At 70.7% G+C, this 15,429-nt stretch carries 17 protein-coding genes; 8 read left to right on the forward strand and 9 right to left on the reverse strand.

The genetic code is table 11. From position 1 onward, the window contains the following. Positions 1-2 precede the first annotated feature (2 nt). The gene (locus AYL44_RS04365) at positions 3-248 is read right to left on the reverse strand and encodes a hypothetical protein (RefSeq protein ID WP_064001996.1); all 246 of its coding nucleotides are present in this window, start codon (positions 246-248) and stop codon (positions 3-5) included. Positions 249-370: 122 nt separating this feature from the next. Between AYL44_RS04365 and msrA the strand changes: the two genes are divergently transcribed. The 5 genes from msrA to AYL44_RS04390 all read left to right on the forward strand — a co-directional run bounded on the left by msrA (position 371) and on the right by AYL44_RS04390 (position 4,282). Then, positions 371-895, forward strand: a complete 525-nt coding sequence (gene msrA, locus AYL44_RS04370) for a peptide-methionine (S)-S-oxide reductase MsrA (RefSeq protein WP_064001997.1) — start codon at positions 371-373, stop codon at positions 893-895. 168 nt (positions 896-1,063) lie between these two features. Then, positions 1,064-1,537, forward strand: coding sequence for a single-stranded DNA-binding protein (locus tag AYL44_RS04375; RefSeq protein WP_064001998.1), 474 nt, complete (start codon positions 1,064-1,066; stop codon positions 1,535-1,537). A 45-nt stretch (positions 1,538-1,582) separates the two neighbouring features. Continuing rightward, on the forward strand, positions 1,583-2,080 hold the full coding sequence (locus AYL44_RS14770; protein ID WP_231872721.1) for a DUF6993 domain-containing protein: 498 nt from the start codon (positions 1,583-1,585) through the stop codon (positions 2,078-2,080). 50 nt (positions 2,081-2,130) lie between these two features. After that, positions 2,131-3,810 carry an energy-dependent translational throttle protein EttA gene (gene ettA / locus AYL44_RS04385; protein WP_064001999.1) on the forward strand — a complete coding sequence of 560 codons (1,680 nt, stop codon included), beginning with the start codon at positions 2,131-2,133 and terminating at the stop codon, positions 3,808-3,810. Continuing rightward, positions 3,803-4,282 carry an acyl-CoA thioesterase gene (locus AYL44_RS04390; RefSeq protein ID WP_064002000.1) on the forward strand — a complete coding sequence of 160 codons (480 nt, stop codon included), beginning with the start codon at positions 3,803-3,805 and terminating at the stop codon, positions 4,280-4,282. The genes ettA and AYL44_RS04390 overlap by 8 nt, the downstream gene beginning before the upstream one ends. A 6-nt stretch (positions 4,283-4,288) precedes the next feature. Here the strand turns inward: AYL44_RS04390 and AYL44_RS04395 are convergent, their stop codons facing one another. Beyond that, positions 4,289-5,161, reverse strand: a complete 873-nt coding sequence (locus tag AYL44_RS04395; RefSeq protein ID WP_064002001.1) for an acyl-CoA thioesterase — start codon at positions 5,159-5,161, stop codon at positions 4,289-4,291. A gap of 53 nt (positions 5,162-5,214) precedes the next feature. Here AYL44_RS04395 and AYL44_RS04400 point away from each other — a divergent pair, with 53 nt between their 5' ends. Beyond that, positions 5,215-5,889, forward strand: a complete 675-nt coding sequence (locus tag AYL44_RS04400) for a hypothetical protein (protein WP_064002002.1) — start codon at positions 5,215-5,217, stop codon at positions 5,887-5,889. A 13-nt stretch (positions 5,890-5,902) separates the two neighbouring features. On the opposite strand, the gene AYL44_RS04405 is transcribed toward AYL44_RS04400, so the two are convergent. The 7 genes from AYL44_RS04405 to pepN all read right to left on the reverse strand — a co-directional run bounded on the left by AYL44_RS04405 (position 5,903) and on the right by pepN (position 13,759). Beyond that, positions 5,903-6,352 (reverse strand): globin, encoded by a 450-nt coding sequence (locus AYL44_RS04405; protein WP_064002003.1) that lies wholly within the window; start codon positions 6,350-6,352, stop codon positions 5,903-5,905. Continuing rightward, a complete protein-coding gene (locus AYL44_RS04410) occupies positions 6,349-7,413 on the reverse strand; it encodes a mechanosensitive ion channel family protein (protein WP_064002004.1) in 1,065 nt (354 codons plus the stop codon). Before AYL44_RS04410 ends, AYL44_RS04405 begins: the two co-directional genes overlap by 4 nt. Before the next feature lie 44 nt (positions 7,414-7,457). Beyond that, positions 7,458-8,120: a response regulator gene (locus AYL44_RS04415; RefSeq protein WP_064002005.1), complete on the reverse strand. Its 663-nt coding sequence runs from the start codon at positions 8,118-8,120 to the stop codon at positions 7,458-7,460. After that, a complete protein-coding gene (locus tag AYL44_RS04420; RefSeq protein ID WP_231872722.1) occupies positions 8,117-9,364 on the reverse strand; it encodes a sensor histidine kinase in 1,248 nt (415 codons plus the stop codon). The genes AYL44_RS04415 and AYL44_RS04420 overlap by 4 nt, the downstream gene beginning before the upstream one ends. Before the next feature lie 9 nt (positions 9,365-9,373). Then, positions 9,374-10,192: an ABC transporter permease gene (locus AYL44_RS04425; RefSeq protein WP_064002006.1), complete on the reverse strand. Its 819-nt coding sequence runs from the start codon at positions 10,190-10,192 to the stop codon at positions 9,374-9,376. After that, positions 10,189-11,103, reverse strand: coding sequence for an ABC transporter ATP-binding protein (locus tag AYL44_RS04430; RefSeq protein WP_064002007.1), 915 nt, complete (start codon positions 11,101-11,103; stop codon positions 10,189-10,191). The genes AYL44_RS04425 and AYL44_RS04430 overlap by 4 nt, the downstream gene beginning before the upstream one ends. A gap of 106 nt (positions 11,104-11,209) precedes the next feature. Next, positions 11,210-13,759 (reverse strand): aminopeptidase N, encoded by a 2,550-nt coding sequence (pepN, locus tag AYL44_RS04435; protein WP_064002008.1) that lies wholly within the window; start codon positions 13,757-13,759, stop codon positions 11,210-11,212. 124 nt (positions 13,760-13,883) lie between these two features. On the opposite strand from pepN, the gene AYL44_RS04440 reads away from it, so the two are divergent. Further along, complete coding sequence (locus AYL44_RS04440) at positions 13,884-14,420, forward strand: ribose-5-phosphate isomerase (RefSeq protein ID WP_064002009.1); 537 nt, start codon at positions 13,884-13,886, stop codon at positions 14,418-14,420. Continuing rightward, complete coding sequence (locus AYL44_RS04445; RefSeq protein ID WP_064002010.1) at positions 14,420-15,412, forward strand: Fpg/Nei family DNA glycosylase; 993 nt, start codon at positions 14,420-14,422, stop codon at positions 15,410-15,412. The genes AYL44_RS04440 and AYL44_RS04445 overlap by 1 nt, the downstream gene beginning before the upstream one ends. The last annotated feature ends 17 nt before the right edge of the window (positions 15,413-15,429 follow it).

The raw sequence follows: 15,429 nt of genomic DNA on the forward strand, positions 1-15,429 counted from the left end.
CGTCAGCGGGAGTCGTGGAGGGCGGCGACGGCGTCCTCGACGCGCCAGAACTCCCCGACGTCGACGAACCCGCCCGCCGCGGCGCGGTAGCGTCGGGCGCGGTAGCGGCATCCGTCACCGTCACCGGTCCGTGCGACGTGGCCGATCACGCGCCCCGACCCGTCGACGACACGCGCCACGCGGTCGGACACCGTGACCAACCGGTATGCACGGAGCCGGTGGGCGGTGCTCGCTGCGATGGTGCTCATGGTCCCTCCTCCGACGGGTCCACACGGTACGCTCGGCCTCCGACACTCCTCCCTCGGGGAACAGCGCAGCCGTCGCGCGCGTTGTCACCGGTGACGATCCAACAGTGAAAGGAAGGTCTCGCATGCAGACCTATGTGCTTGCCGGAGGCTGCTTCTGGTGTCTCGACGCCGCCTACCGCGCTCTCAACGGAGTCGTCTCGGTGGAGTCGGGATACGTCGGCGGATCGGTGCCGTCGCCGACCTACGAGCAGGTGTGCACCGGGACCACCGGGCACGCCGAGGCGGTCAAGGTGACCTTCGACGAGGAGATCATCCCGTCCGACGTCATCCTCGATGCGTTCTTCACGATGCACGACCCGCGGCAGCTGAACCGCCAGGGCAACGACGTCGGCACCCAGTACCGGTCGGCGATGTTCCCCGCCGACGACGCGCAGCGCGAGACGTTCGAGCGTGCCGCCGAGCGCGCCGCCGACTGGTGGGGCGGCGGACTCGTCACCACCATGGAGCCGCTGACGGAGTGGTACCCGGCCGAGGACTACCACCAGGACTTCTTCGCGAAGAACCCCGGTCAGGGCTACTGCCTCGCCGTCGCCGTCCCGAAGGTGAATAAGGTCCGGGCGCGGTTCGGCGAGTACGCCCGCAGCTGAGCCTCCTCCACAACGCCTCGGCCCCCAATCGGTTCCACCGGTCGGGGGCCGAGGCGTTCGTGCGTGCGGTTCCGGCCCGATTCTGAGGGGGCTCCGACGCCCGCCGGGCACGCGGGCGTCGGAGCATCATCCGGGCACGCCGTGCCCCCGACCTCTCAAGGAGTCGCAATGAAGGATCACATCACGATCGTCGGCAACGTCGGCGCGGACCCCGAGTTCCGGCGGCTGCCCGACGGCACACCGGTGGTCTCCCTGCGGGTGGCGAGCACCGAACGCCGGTACGACGCGAAGGCCGGCGCGTGGGTCGACGGACACACGAGCTGGTACCGGGTGTCGGTGTTCCGCGCCCTCGGCGAGCACGTGGCCGCCTCCGTCCGACGGGGACAGCGCGTCGTCGTGCTCGGCACCCTCGCGATCAAGCGGTGGGAGGCCGGGGAGAAGTCGGGGACGGATGCCGAGATCGACGCTCTCGCCGTCGGGCACGACCTCGCGTTCGGGACGACCGTCTTCACCGGAACGAGTCGGCCGCGGGAGGAGGCCCGACCGACCGAGGCGGATGCCGAGTGGGCACCGGCCGGGCCGGTCGCGGACTCCGCGGACGACCGCGTCGACCGCCCCGAACCGGTCGCGACGCCGTTCTGAGGGGACCCAGCCGGCTCGGAGGGCGCACGCCCTAGACTCTGGCCCGTGCGCCGACACCAGTCCCCGCGGGGAACCCGCCTGCTCCTCATCGCGCTCGCCCCCGCCGTGGCCGTGTCCCTCGTCGCGTGCGCGCCGGATGCGGCGCCGCGTGCCTCCGAGCCGGCATCCCCTTCGCCGTCGGTGTCGTCGGCGAGCCCCACGCCCACGGGGACCCCGGGGCCCGCGGACGGCTCGGCGGAGGCGCTTCTGCCGACCTTCACCTCCGTCATGGATGAGGTGTGGAGCGGATCGAAGTCCGTGAAGGGCCGCGACTACGTCGACGCGCTCGTCGCCGCGGGGTTCGCGAAGGACGCCATGCAGGTCACCTTCGACGAGACGTCCGTCGGCCTTCCGGCCGACAGCATCCAGTTCTCGGTGCGCATCGAGGACGAGTGCCTCGTCGGGCAGGTCGGTCCGTCCGTGCCGGGCCCGACGGCGCTCGTGATGCCGGGGCTTCCCGAGGGGGAGTGCCTGGTAGGGGAGACCCGCCCGATCGACTGGTGACCGCTCCGCGGTGCCGCAGGGCGAAGCGTCGCCCGTAGACTTGGGTCGTTATGGCCGAATACATCTACTCCATGGTCCGCGCCCGCAAGGCCGTCGGCGAAAAGCTCATCCTCGACGACGTCACGATGGCGTTCCTGCCCGGTGCCAAGATCGGCATGGTCGGCCCCAACGGTGCCGGTAAGTCGACGATCCTGAAGATCATGGCGGGCCTCGACACCCCGTCCAACGGCGAGGCGAAGCTCTCCCCGGGCTTCTCGGTCGGCATCCTCATGCAGGAGCCCGAGCTCGACGAGTCCAAGACGGTCCTCGAGAACATCCAGGACGGTGTGGCGATCAAGCCCAAGCTCGACCGCTTCAACGAGATCTCCGCCCTCATGGCGGACCCCGACGCCGACTTCGACGCGCTCCTGGCCGAGATGGGCACCCTGCAGGAGGAGATCGACGCCGCCGACGGCTGGGACCTCGACTCCCAGCTCGCGCAGGCCATGGACGCCCTGCGCACCCCGCCGGCCGACGCCGCCATCGCGCCGCTGTCCGGTGGTGAGAAGCGCCGCGTCGCCCTCGCCAAGCTCCTGCTCCAGAAGCCGGACCTCCTGCTCCTCGACGAGCCCACCAACCACCTCGACGCCGAGAGCGTGCTCTGGCTCGAGCAGCACCTGCAGGCCTACAAGGGCGCCGTCATCGCCATCACACACGACCGGTACTTCCTCGACAACGTCGCGGAATGGATCGCCGAGGTCGACCGCGGGCGCCTCATCGGCTACGAGGGCAACTACTCGACCTACCTGGAGAAGAAGGCCGAGCGCCTCGACATCCAGGGCAAGAAGGACGCCAAGCTCGCCAAGCGCCTGAAGGACGAGCTCGACTGGGTGCGCTCCAGCGCCAAGGGCCGCCAGACCAAGTCGAAGGCGCGCCTGGCCCGCTACGAGGAGATGGCCGCCGAGGCCGAGCGCACGCGCAAGCTCGACTTCGAGGAGATCACGATCCCGCCCGGGCCCCGCCTCGGCAACGTCGTCATCGAGGCGAAGAAGCTGCAGAAGGGCTTCGGCGACCGTTCGCTCATCGACGGGCTCAGCTTCAGCCTGCCGCCGAACGGCATCGTCGGCGTCATCGGCCCCAACGGCGTCGGCAAGACGACCCTCTTCAAGACGATCGTCGGTCTCGAACCCCTCGACGGCGGCGACCTGAAGATCGGCGAGACCGTCAAGATCAGCTACGTCGACCAGTCGCGCGCCAACATCGACCCCAACAAGACGCTGTGGGAGGTCGTCTCGGACGGGCTCGACATCATCACGGTCGGCAAGACCGAGATCCCCTCGCGCGCCTACGTGTCGAAGTTCGGTTTCAAGGGCCCGGACCAGCAGAAGAAGGCCGGGGTGCTCTCCGGTGGTGAGCGGAACCGCCTGAACCTGGCTCTCACCCTCAAGGAGGGCGGCAACCTGCTCCTCCTCGACGAGCCGACGAACGACCTCGACGTCGAGACCCTGAGCTCGCTCGAGAACGCCCTGCTCGAGTTCCCCGGCTGCGCCGTGGTCATCACCCACGACCGGTGGTTCCTCGACCGCATCGCGACGCACATCCTCGCCTACGAGGGCACGGCCGAGAAGCCCGACCAGTGGTACTGGTTCGAGGGCAACTTCGAGGCGTACGAGGCGAACAAGGTCGAACGACTGGGGGCGGATGCCGCCAACCCGGCCAAGTCGACCTACCGCAAGCTGACGCGTGACTGACGCCCGCATCCGGGTCCCCATCCACCTCCGGTGGGGGGACCTGGACGCGTACAACCACGTCAACAACGCGTCCATGCTGAAGCTCCTCGAGGAGGCGCGCGTCCGCGCCTTCTGGATGCCGGGCGCCACCGAGCGCGCCGTGCCCACCGCGGTCATCGACGCGAGCCACGGCGCGGCGCAGCTGACGCTCATCGCGCGGCAGGAGATCGAGTACCTCGCGCCGGTGCCGTACCAGCGGGACCCGATCGACGTGCAGATGTGGTTCGGCAAGATCGGCGGATCGAGCGCCGAGGTGCACTACGAGGTCTTCACGCCCGAGGGCCACGAACCGCGCACGCTGTACGCACGGGCATCCACCGTCATCGTCCAGGTGGATGCCGTCACCGGGCGCCCCGTGCGGCTGTCGCCCGAGACGCGTGCCGCCTGGGAGCCCTACCTCGGCGAACCGCTGCCGCCGCTCGGACGCCGCTGAGGCGGCTCACTCGGGTGCGGGCACCCGGATCATGATCTCCTGCGCGACCGAGGCCACCAGCTGACCGTCGCGGGAGAAGATCCGGCCCGTCGCGAGCCCGCGACCGCCCTGCGCGCTCGGCGACTGCTGCACGTACAGCAGCCACTCGTCGACCCGCGCCGGGCGGTGCCACCACATCGCGTGGTCGAGGCTCGCGACCTTGAGGCCCGGGGTGGACCACGACGTGCCGTGCGCCCGCAGCACCGACTCCTGGATCGTGAGATCGCTCATGTAGGCGAGGGCGGCCCGATGCAGGCGCGGGTCGTCGGGCAGGTCTCCGCGGGTGCGCACCCAGACGGACTGCTGCGCCACCTTCTCCTCGCCCGCCGTCGCGTAGAGGGGCTGCTCGACGTGACGCACCTCGATGGGACTCTGGTCGAAGTGCCGCTTGCTCATCGGGTGGAGTCCAGCGAGCACCGCGTCGTCCGAGAGGTCCTCGGGTCCGGGGACGCCCGCCGGCATCTCGTCCTGGTGCTCGAGCCCCGTGGCGTCCGTCTCGAACGACGCGATCATCGAGAAGATCGGGACGCCCTCCTGGAACGCCTGGGTGCGGCGGGTCGAGAACGACCGGCCGTCGTGGATGCGGTCCACGGAGAAGGTCATCCCGCGCGTCGAGTCACCCGGCCGCAGGAAGTAGCCGTGCATCGAGTGGGCGGCGCGATCGTCCTCGACGGTGCGCTCCGCGGCGATGACCGCCTGTGCGAGGACCTGCCCGCCGAACACCCGGCCGAGCGGCATCGACTGCGAGACCCCGGTGAAGATGTCCTCGGTCGTGCGGGCATCGCTCGACGCGAGATCCAACACCGCCAGCAAACCGTCGACGTGATCCGATTCGCGCACAGCGTCCCCTCCCGGGCGACCCGAGGCGGCGCCCGGTTGGTAGTTTAGGTCGGATGGCCCCGCAGCTCGTTTTCCCCGACCCGCGCTCGGCGGCAGACCTCCTCACGTTCGCCGGACGCGCCGCCCGACTGGGCGATCCCGCCGTCCGCCTCCGCGCCGCCGCCGGCACGCTCGCCGTCTCCGCGGCCCCGCTCTCGCCGCGCGGGTTCGGGGAGGACACCCCGACGGTGCTCGGCATGCGGTTCCTGCGCATCGACCCCGAGCTCGCCTGCGATCTGGTGGTGGATGCCGGTGCCCTCCGCGCGGGCGACGACGCCACCCGTGTCGCCCTGCCCGACAGCGGCGTCTCGGCGGCGTGGGCGGGCATCTCCCCGCCGCGCAGCGGATGGGTGCCGCGCGATCCAGTGCCGGTCGAGAACCTCGCGCGCGCCGTGCGTCGCGGCGTCGACGAGGTGGCCCGTGCGCTCCCCGCGTCCCCCGGGGAGGACCTCGTCCGCACCGTCCGCGCCGCCGTCTGGGGCGCCGAGGACACCGAGCTGAACGGGCTCATCGCCGGGGTCGCCTTCGCAGCCGACGCACTCGGGTTCCTCGGACCGGATGCGGGAGGCGAGGCATCCGTCCTCCGGACCGGCACGTGGACACGCGTGACGCTGCCCCGCGGTCACGTCCTCGTCCGGGCGGGCAACCCGACGGGGCTGACCGCCGTGCGCGCGACCGGCATCCGCTGAGCGGACGACGGGCTCAGGACTCGGGACGCACCGGCAGCGTCGACCCGCCGTGCGGCTTCGCGGTCGGTCCGATGCCCGTCGGCTCGAAGGTGTTCACCATGGCGTGGGCGGCACGCTGGAGGTAGTCCCACAGCGTCGCCTCGTGCAGCGGCGACAGGTGAGCCTCGTCGACCGCGATGCGCATAGCTCGCAGCCAGCGGTCCCGGGCGTCCGGGTTGACGTGGAACGGCGCGTGACGCATCCGCAGCCGCGGGTGGCCGCGCGTCTCGCCGTAGGTGGTCGGACCGCCCCAGTACTGCTCGAGGAAGAGCAGCAGCCGTTCGGCGGCGGGACCGAGGTCCTCCTCCGGGTACATGGGTCGGAGCACGTCGTCCGCGGCGACCTCGCGGTAGAACACGTCGACGATGCGCTGGAACACGTCGTGCCCGCCGACCTCGTCGTAGAAGCTCACGGTCTCGCTCACGGAGCCGAGCTCCCCTCGGGTGCGTCCCCGTCGGTGCGCCCGCGCTTCTTCGGCCGCCACGCCAGCCGCGGCGGAGTAGCCGGAGCGACCTGCTGGGGCTTGGTCTTGGGCGGGTTCGCTCCGCGGATGCTCTGCACGGCGTCCGCACCCTCGAGCAGGGTGGACTGGAGCTGGGGGAGCGGCACACCGAGCGTGTCGAGCGCCGACTTCAGGCGCTTGCGCAGCGCACGCGAGACGTCGTCCTTCGCGTTCGGCCGGGTCTTCAGCACGAGACGCGTCACGAGGGTGTCGCCGTCGATCGACTCGAGCCCCCAGATCTCGGGCTTGTCGATGATGCGCGTACGCCACTTCGGTTCGCGGACGAGATCCTTCGCCGCGGTGAGCATGGCGTCCTCGACGGCGTCGATGTCGGCATCGGCCGGGACCCCGACGTCGATCACGACGCGCGCCCAGCCCTGCGACATGTTGCCGATGCGGGTGATCTCGCCGTTGCGGACGAACCAGAGCGTGCCGTTGACGTCGCGCACGTGAGTGACGCGGACGCTCACGTACTCGACGATGCCGGTCGCGAGTCCCACATCGACGACGTCGCCGATGCCGATCTGGTCCTCGGCCACGATGAAGATGCCGTTGAGGACGTCCTTGACGATGTTCTGCGCGCCGAAGCCCAAGCCCGCACCGATGGCCGCGGACAGCAGGGCGAAGGAGCCGAGCACCCCCTGGTTGATGATCGACACGATCGTGAGCACCGCGACGATCACGATCGCCACGTTGACGATGTTGGTGAGGATCGATCCCAGCGTGCGGGTGCGCTGGACGATCCGGACCCGCGCCAGCGGCGACATGTCGATCGCGCGCGTGTCCTCGGCGGCCGCGCGGGACTTGGCGCCCGTCACGATCCGGTCCACGACGCGGGCGATGAGCCGTCGCATCAGCCACGACGCGGCGAGGGCCACCACGACGGTGACCGCCACCCACAGGATGTTCCAGCCCGCATCGACGAGGAAGCGGAGGAAGCCGTCGCGAACGGTCTCCCAGTCGACAGCACCCGTTCCGTTCATCCCACCGATCCTATCGAGCCCGTCCCGGACCGGCCTGAGACGCGTCAGGAGTCGGCCGGGTCCGCCAGCCCGTGGGCGATGAGCACAGCGTGCACCCGGTCGCGCGCCGGGAGCTTGGCGAGGATCCGCCCGACGTGCGTCTTGACGGTGGATTCGCCGAGGAACAGCGCCGCGGAGATCTCCGCGTTCGTGAGCCCGCGCGCCATCGCGTCGAGCACCTCCTGCTCGCGGGCCGTCAATGCGGCGCTCCGGTGCGGCTCGGGGTGCGGTCGCCCTCCTGCGGTGACCAGCTCGATCATCCGGCGGGTGACGCGGGGCGAGAGCGTGGCCTCGCCTGCAGCGACCGCCCGGACGGCCGCGACGAGCTCTTCCCGCTCGGCATCCTTCAGAAGGAAGCCGCCGGCACCGGCGCGGAGCGCGCCGAAGGCGTACTCATCGAGGTCGAACGTCGTCAGGACGAGCACGCGGGTGCCGGGATGATCGCGACGGATGCGGCGGGTCGCCTCGATGCCGTCCATCCCCGGCATCCGCACGTCCATCAGGACGACGTCGGGCGCGAGCGCGGCGACGGCGTCGACGGCCGCGGCTCCGTCCGCGGCCTCGCCGACCACCTCGATGTCGTCGGCGGCTTCGAGCACCATCCGGAACCCCAGGCGGATGAGGGACTGATCGTCGGTGATGACCACGCGGATCGGTCGCTCGCTCATCCCTGCTCCTCCCGCGGCAGCCACGCCCGCACCGTCCATCCTCGCTGCTCGCCGGGGCCGGCCGTCACGGTGCCGCCCGCGAATTCGACGCGCTCGCGCACCCCCTGGAGGCCGAAGCCTCCCGCCGCCGAGGGTATCGGGGCGGACAGGCCGTCGTCGACGACCGAGACCGTGACTCCTTCGTCGGTGTACCGGATGTCCACGTCGATGCGGGTGGCCGCACGGGCATGGCGCAGCACGTTGGTCACGCCCTCCTGGACGATCCGCGACACCGCCAACCGCGTCGCCGTCGGCACGTCGGGCTCGCCCACCACCGTGAGGTGCGTCTCGAAGCCCGCAGCGCGGGCGGAGGCGACCGTCTCCGCCGTCGTGTCACGGACGAGAGGCGCGAGGGGAGCGGCATCCGCGTCCCGCAGGACGCCGAGGGTCGCCCGCATGTCGCGGAGCGCCTCGCGACCCGTCGCCGAGATCGCCTCCGCACCGGGACGGGCCTGCGCGGCATCCTTCGACGCGGCCACCCCCTCGGCCAGCGCGACCATCACCGTCAGCGAGTGGGCGACGATGTCGTGCAGCTCGCGGGCGATCCGCTCGCGCTCGGCCGCGGCGGCGAGCTGCGCCTGCTGATCGCGTTCGACGACCAGACGCTGCGAATGGTCGATGAGCGCCGTCACGTAGCGCGCCCGTGAACCGACGTTAGCTCCGATGAGACCGCCGATCACTGCGTTGAGGGCTTCGTTCACGAGCGATCCCCACACGACGGTCGTCGAGCTGACGCCGGTGGCGGTGAGAACGAATCCGGCGCTGGCGAGCACCGCCATCCCGATCGCGACGCCGACGAGGGCGGCGCGGGAACTGACGTAAACCGCGACGGAGTACGTGGCGACGAGCAGGAGCGGGCCGTTGATGGGCGCCGGCGCGAACATGTAGGCCAGCGCCACGACGTACGAGCTCGCGAAGACGATCAGCGGGTATCGCCGACGAAGGAGCAGAGCGAGGCAACCGAGGACGACGACGATGCTCAGCGCCGGCAGCACCTGTCGCCACTCGCGCGAATTGGTTCCGACTCCTTCAGGCAGGACCGGTGTCGCGATCACCGGGATCGTGGATACGAGGAGGCACACGACGGTGACGAGGATGTCGGCGAACAGCGGATGCCGTGCCCAGTAGCGTCGCAGGATCCCCGGCGGACGCGGAAGCCGCGGCTCGGCCTCGGGAGAGGCGTCGCCACGGCTTCCGGTGATCACCCGATGACCTTACGCGTCGCGGGTGCGCAGCACGGCCCAGCCGAGGAGCAGGGCGCCCGCGGGCCAGGCGACGGTCGCGGCGAGAGAGGGCCAGAAGACCTCTCCGTCCAGATCCGTGAGCGCCGCGGCCGCGTTGCCCGGCAGCCAACGGCCGAGATCGACGATCCACTGCCACGACTCGCCGAACAGCATGAACACCTGCAGCACGAGGGGCAGGACGAACAGGATGCCGACGGTCGTCGCGATCGCCCCGGCACCGTTGCGGATGATGAACCCCCACCCGAGGCCGAGCAGACCGAACGTGGCCATGGCCAGCACGCTGAGCAGCAGCGGCAGCCACAGCTCCTTCGCGTCGCCCCAGGCGTAGGCGTCGGCGCCGAGGATCGGCATGATCACGAGCCCGGCGATCGCCGACGTCACGGCCGCGAGCAGGGCGAGGGTCGTCGCGATCACGACGGACTTGGCCACGAGCACCCGACCACGGCGGGGCTCCGCCGTGATGGTCGAGCGGATCATCCCGGTCGAGTACTCGCCGGTGATCGCCATGGCGCCCAGGATGCCGGCCACGAGCATCGTGAACTGGACGGGCAGGGTGATGGCGGCGACGGGGCTCAACCCAGGACCGAAGCTCGACGACGCACCGGCGACCATCGCGGCAAGTCCCACGGTGAGAAGGGCCGCGATGCCCAGGGACCACCAGGTCGAGCGCAGCGTGAAGAGTTTGAGGAATTCGCTGCGCACGAGGCGACCGAGCGACAGCCGGGCCGACGGGTGACCCGGGGCGGAGGTCTGACGGGTCAGGGGAGCGGGCGGGGCGACGGCGGTCATCGCGCGACCTCCTTGGTCTGGTACTCGACGGCACCCTCGGTGAGGGCGAGGTAGGCGTCTTCGAGCGACCCGCTGCGGGGAGTCAGCTCGTGGAGCGGGATGCCGGCATGGGCGGCCGTGTCGCCGATCGCCGCGGCGGTGAGGCCGGTGACCTCGAGCACGCCGTCGGCACCGGATGAGACGGTCACGTCCGCGGCGGCCAGTGCGTTCGCGAGCTCGGCGGCGCGCGGGGAGCGCACCAGCACCGTGGCCCGGGTCCAGGCGCGCACGATCTCATCGATGCCCGCATCGGCGAGCACGCGCCCGCGACCCAGGACGATGACGTGGTCCGCCGTCTGCGCCATCTCGCTCATCAGGTGGCTCGACAGCAGGACGGTCCGCCCCTCGGCGGCCTGTGCTCGCACGAACTGCCGGACCCAGCGGACACCCTCGGGGTCGAGTCCGTTGACGGGCTCGTCGAGGATGAGGGTGCGCGGGTCGCCGAGCAGGGCGGCGGCGATCCCGAGGCGCTGGCCCATGCCGAGCGAGAACCCGCCGGCGCGTTTGCCGGCGACGCTCTGGAGACCCGTGATCTCGATCACCTCGTCGACACGCGAACGCGGGATGCCGTGGGTCGCGGCCATGGCTCGCAGGTGACTGCGCGCGCTGCGGCCGGTGTGGACCGCCTTCGCGTCGAGGAGGATGCCGACTTCCGTCAAGGGCGAGCGCATCGACCGGTACTCGCGTCCGTCCAGGGTGACCCGGCCGGCCGTGGGCCGGTCGAGCCCGACGATCATGCGCATCGTCGTCGACTTCCCGGCGCCGTTCGGGCCGAGGAATCCCGTCACCTTGCCGGGTTGGACGGCGAAGTCGATCCCGTCGACGGCGGTCTTGTCTCCGTACCTCTTCGTGAGGCCTTCTGCAACGATCATGACCTCGACGTTACGGAGCGGATGCGTCCGCCGCGTCCCCCGTGAGGGCGATATCGACGAGGGGGCGTCGTACCACGGTACGACGCCCCCTCGTGTGTCCTACGGCTCAGTCCTGGCGGTCGCGCTCCTGCACGGAGAGCGCACGCTCGACGCCGGCGAGGTTCTCGTTCACCAGGCGTCGGAGGGCAGCGGGCGCGTCCCGGTGCTCGGCGAGCCAGCCGCGCGTGGCGTCACGCAGGGCGGCATCGGCGAGGGGAGCCGGGTACAGCCCCACGATCAGGTACTGCGCGATCTGGTAGGTGCGCGACTCCCACACCGGCAGCAGCATGTCGAAGTACGCGTCGACGAACTCGCGGAGCGCGGGCACGCCCGCGGGGTGCACGAATCCGGCCGCGGCCGAACGCACCACGGTGTTGGGCAGGTCGGCGCTGTCGACGAGGGACTGCCAGGCGGCGCGCTTGGCCTCCACCGACGGGAGCGCCGCCCGCGCCTGTGCGGCGAACTCGCCGCCCTTCGCGGTGTTGTCGGCCGCCAGGGCGTCATCGATCTCCGCGGCGGACACGACTCCGCCGGCGGCGAGCGACACGAGGAGCGCCCACGAGAGGTCGGCGTCGATCTCGAGTCCGGGCAGCTCCTGCGCGCCGGAGCGCAACTGCGCGACGCGCTCCCACTGAGCAGGGGTGGACGCCGCCGACGCGTACGCCGTGACGAATTGCAGCTGGCTGTCGCTGCCGGCCTCGGCATCCTGCGCGAGTGCCCAGAGGCCCTCGGCGACGCGCTCACGAGCGGCGTCCCGGGTCGCCGGGTCCACATAGGAGTTCGCGGCGAGCTGCAGCTGGGCGAGAGTGGTGCGCACGGTGGTCGACTCGGTCTCGGTGCCGATGTTCTGCAGCACCAGGTCGAGGTACTCGGTCGCCGACGCCTCTCCGTCACGCGTCTGGTCCCACGCCGCGCCCCAGACGAGCGAGCGGGCGAGCGGGTCGCTGATCTTGCTGAGGTGCGCCGTGGCGGTGCGCAGCGACTTCTCGTCGAGGCGGATCTTGGCGTACGCGAGGTCGTTGTCGTTCAGCAGCACGAGGTCCGGCTGCCGGTGCCCCACGAGGTCGGGAACCTCGGTGAGGTCGCCGTCGACGTCGAGCTCGAGGTGGTGCGTCCGGACGAGCTCCTCGCCCTGCAGCGTGTAGAAGCCCACTCCCAGGCGGTGCGGGCGGATCGTCGGGTAGTCGGCCGGGGCGGTCTGGACGATCGCGAAGCGCGTGATCACACCGTCGCCGTCGACGCGGATCTCGGGAGCGAGCGTGTTGACGCCGGCCGTCTCGAGCCACTTCTTGGACCAGGTGGTGAGCTCGCGCCCGCTCGTGCTCTCGAGCTCGACCAGGAGGTCGCTGAGCTCGGTGTTGCCCCACGCGTGCTTCTGGAAGTACGCCGACACCCCCGCGAAGAACGCCTCGATGCCCACCCAGGCGGCGAGCTGCTTGAGGACGGATCCGCCCTTGGCGTACGTGATGCCGTCGAAGTTGACCTGCACGTCCTCGAGATCGTTGATCTCGGCGAAGACGGGGTGCGTCGAGGGGAGCTGGTCCTGACGGTACGCCCAGGTCTTCTCCATGGCGTTGAACGTCGTCCACGCCTCGGTCCACTCCGTCGCCTCCGCCGTGGCGATGGTCGACGCCCACTCGGCGAACGATTCGTTCAGCCAGAGGTCGTTCCACCACTTCATGGTGACGAGGTCGCCGAACCACATGTGCGCGAGCTCGTGGAGGATCGTGACGACGCGGCGCTCCTTGACGGCATCCGTCACCTTCGAACGGAACACGTAGGTCTCGGTGAACGTGACGGCGCCGGCGTTCTCCATGGCGCCCGCATTGAACTCGGGCACGAACAGCTGGTCGTACTTCGCGAACGGGTAGGGAACGCCGAACTTGTCCTCGAAGTAGGCGAAGCCCTGGCGGGTCTTCTCGAAGACGTAGTCGGCGTCGAGGTACTGCCACAGGCTCTTACGCGCGTAGACGCCGAGCGGGATCGTGCGACCGTCCGAGCTCGTGAGCTCCGAGAACACCTGCTCGTACGGACCGGCGACGAGGGCCGTGATGTACGACGAGATGCGCGGCGTCGGCTCGAACGACCAGGTCGCAACCCCGTCGCCTGCGGGCTGCGGCTCGGGCGTGGGGGAGTTGGAGACCACCTTCCACGCGTCGGGAGCCGTCACGGTGAAGCGGAACGTGGCCTTCAGGTCGGGCTGCTCGAAGACCGCGAAGACGCGACGCGAGTCCGGCACCTCGAACTGCGTGTACAGGTAGACCTCGCCGTCGACGGGATCGACGAAGCGGTGCAGGCCCTCGCCGGTGTTCGTGTACTCGCAGTCGGCGACGACGACGAGTTCGTTCTCGTCGGTGAGTCCCTCGAGCGCGATGCGCGAATCGGCGTACACCGCGGCGGGGTCGAGCGAGCGACCGTTGAGCGTGATCTCGCGGACGGTCCGGGCGATGAGGTCGACGAAGGTCGACGCGCCGGCGGTGGCGGCGAAGCGGATGACGCTGCGCGACGCGAAGACCTCGTCACCGGTGGTCAGATCGAGGGCGACGTCGTACGCGTGCGTCTCGACGGTCGCGCGGCGCTCCTGCGCTTCGATACGGGTGAGGTTCTCTCCAGGCACGTTCGTGTCTCCCAGGGGTGAGGGTGGGGTGCCGTGGACAGGCGCTGCTGGCGCCGACGGCAACCGTCCCAGCCTACGCCGACGACTCGCCGGAACGGGGGATCCGCCTCCCTAGAATCGTCACATGCGCATCCACATCGCGACCGATCACGCGGGCATGGAGTTCTCGACCCGCCTGCAGCACCACCTGGCCGAAGCCGGTCACGACGTCGTCGACCACGGTCCCGTCGCCTACGACCCCCTCGACGACTACCCGGCCTTCTGCATCCGCGCGGCCCAGGCGGTCGCCGAGGACCAGGCGCGCGGCATCCCGACGCTCGGTGTCGTGTTCGGCGGTTCCGGCAACGGCGAGCAGATCGCCGCGAACAAGGTGCGCGGCATCCGCGCGGCCCTCGTGTGGAACATCGCGACGGCCGAACTCGCGCGCGAGCACAACGACGCCAACGTCATCGCGATCGGCGCGCGTCAGCACACGTTCGACGAGGCCGTCGGGTTCATCGACCGCTTCATCGCGACCCCGTTCCCGGGGGAGGAGCGTCACGCGCGTCGCATCGCGCAGCTCGCGGCGTACGAGACGGACGGCACCCTCGAGGCCGATCCGCGCGCCGCGAAGCCCGACGTGCTCGACGCCTCGGAGACCTTCGACCCGGAAGCGGGCTGATGCCCGAGGGTCATTCCGTCCACCGCATCGCCCGTCAGTTCGACCGCAACTTCGTCGGGCGCCCGGTCGCCGCGTCGAGCCCGCAGGGACGTTTCGCGGAGGGCGCCGCCGTCCTCGACGGCCGGACCCCCACGCAGGTGCGCGCGGTCGGCAAGCAGATGTTCCTCGAGTTCGATGCGGACGTGTGGCTGCGGGTGCACCTCGGGATCTACGGCGCGTGGGACTTCGCGGGCGAGATCCTCCTCGACCCCACCATCGCGTCGGCGAACGGACGGATGGGGCAGACGAACCAGCGCGGGGTCGATCCGGTCTACGACGACGCGGGCGAGAACTCGCTGTCGTCGATCGGAGCTCCCCGTCGCGCGCGCGGCGCGGTGCGGATGAGCGAGCAGACCCGCGGACTCGACGAGACGACGGATGCCGAATGGCCGCCGCCCGTCGTCGGGCAGGTGCGCCTGCGACTGCTGACCGCGTCGACCTGCGCGGACCTGCGCGGCCCCACGGCGTGCGAGCTGCAGACGGTGGACGAGATGCTCGCCACCGTCGCCGCACTCGGACCCGACCCGTTGGTGGACGACGTGACGGAGGGCGAGGAGCGTTTCGTCGCCGCCGTCCGGCGCAAGCCGACGCCCATCGGCCAGGTGCTGATGGATCAGAAGGTCGTGAGCGGGATCGGGAACGTCTATCGGGCCGAGCTGCTCTTCCGCGCGAACCTCAACCCGCACACGCCGGCGCGCAACGTGCCCGAGGAGACGGTGCGGGGGCTGTGGCGGGACTGGGTGCGCCTGCTCGCGATCGGTGTCGAGACCGGCCAGATGATGACGATGGACGACCTCGACCCGGAGGCGTACCGCCGTGCCATGGCGCACCGCGACGACCGCCACTGGGTCTATCACCGCGCCGGGCTCCCATGCCGTGTGTGTGGCACGGCGATCGTCCTCGAGGAGATGGCCGCGCGGAAGCTGTACTGGTGCCCGCGGTGCCAGGCGTGATGCGGCGCGGGAAGGGC

Origin of the sequence: Microbacterium oleivorans (assembly GCF_001644225.1) — a bacterium.
In the GTDB taxonomy this organism is placed as follows: Bacteria; Actinomycetota; Actinomycetes; order Actinomycetales; family Microbacteriaceae; genus Microbacterium; species Microbacterium gawkjiense.

Coding starts and splice junctions, on each gene's coding strand:
- AYL44_RS04365 (WP_064001996.1), bottom strand. CDS start 248: ATGAGCACCATCGCAGCGAGCACCGCCCACCGGCTCCGTGCATACCGG.
- msrA (WP_064001997.1), top strand. CDS start 371: ATGCAGACCTATGTGCTTGCCGGAGGCTGCTTCTGGTGTCTCGACGCC.
- AYL44_RS04375 (WP_064001998.1), top strand. CDS start 1,064: ATGAAGGATCACATCACGATCGTCGGCAACGTCGGCGCGGACCCCGAG.
- ettA (WP_064001999.1), top strand. CDS start 2,131: ATGGCCGAATACATCTACTCCATGGTCCGCGCCCGCAAGGCCGTCGGC.
- AYL44_RS04400 (WP_064002002.1), top strand. CDS start 5,215: ATGGCCCCGCAGCTCGTTTTCCCCGACCCGCGCTCGGCGGCAGACCTC.
- AYL44_RS04410 (WP_064002004.1), bottom strand. CDS start 7,413: ATGAACGGAACGGGTGCTGTCGACTGGGAGACCGTTCGCGACGGCTTC.
- AYL44_RS04415 (WP_064002005.1), bottom strand. CDS start 8,120: ATGAGCGAGCGACCGATCCGCGTGGTCATCACCGACGATCAGTCCCTC.
- AYL44_RS04425 (WP_064002006.1), bottom strand. CDS start 10,192: ATGACCGCCGTCGCCCCGCCCGCTCCCCTGACCCGTCAGACCTCCGCC.
- AYL44_RS04430 (WP_064002007.1), bottom strand. CDS start 11,103: ATGATCGTTGCAGAAGGCCTCACGAAGAGGTACGGAGACAAGACCGCC.
- AYL44_RS04440 (WP_064002009.1), top strand. CDS start 13,884: ATGCGCATCCACATCGCGACCGATCACGCGGGCATGGAGTTCTCGACC.
- AYL44_RS04445 (WP_064002010.1), top strand. CDS start 14,420: ATGCCCGAGGGTCATTCCGTCCACCGCATCGCCCGTCAGTTCGACCGC.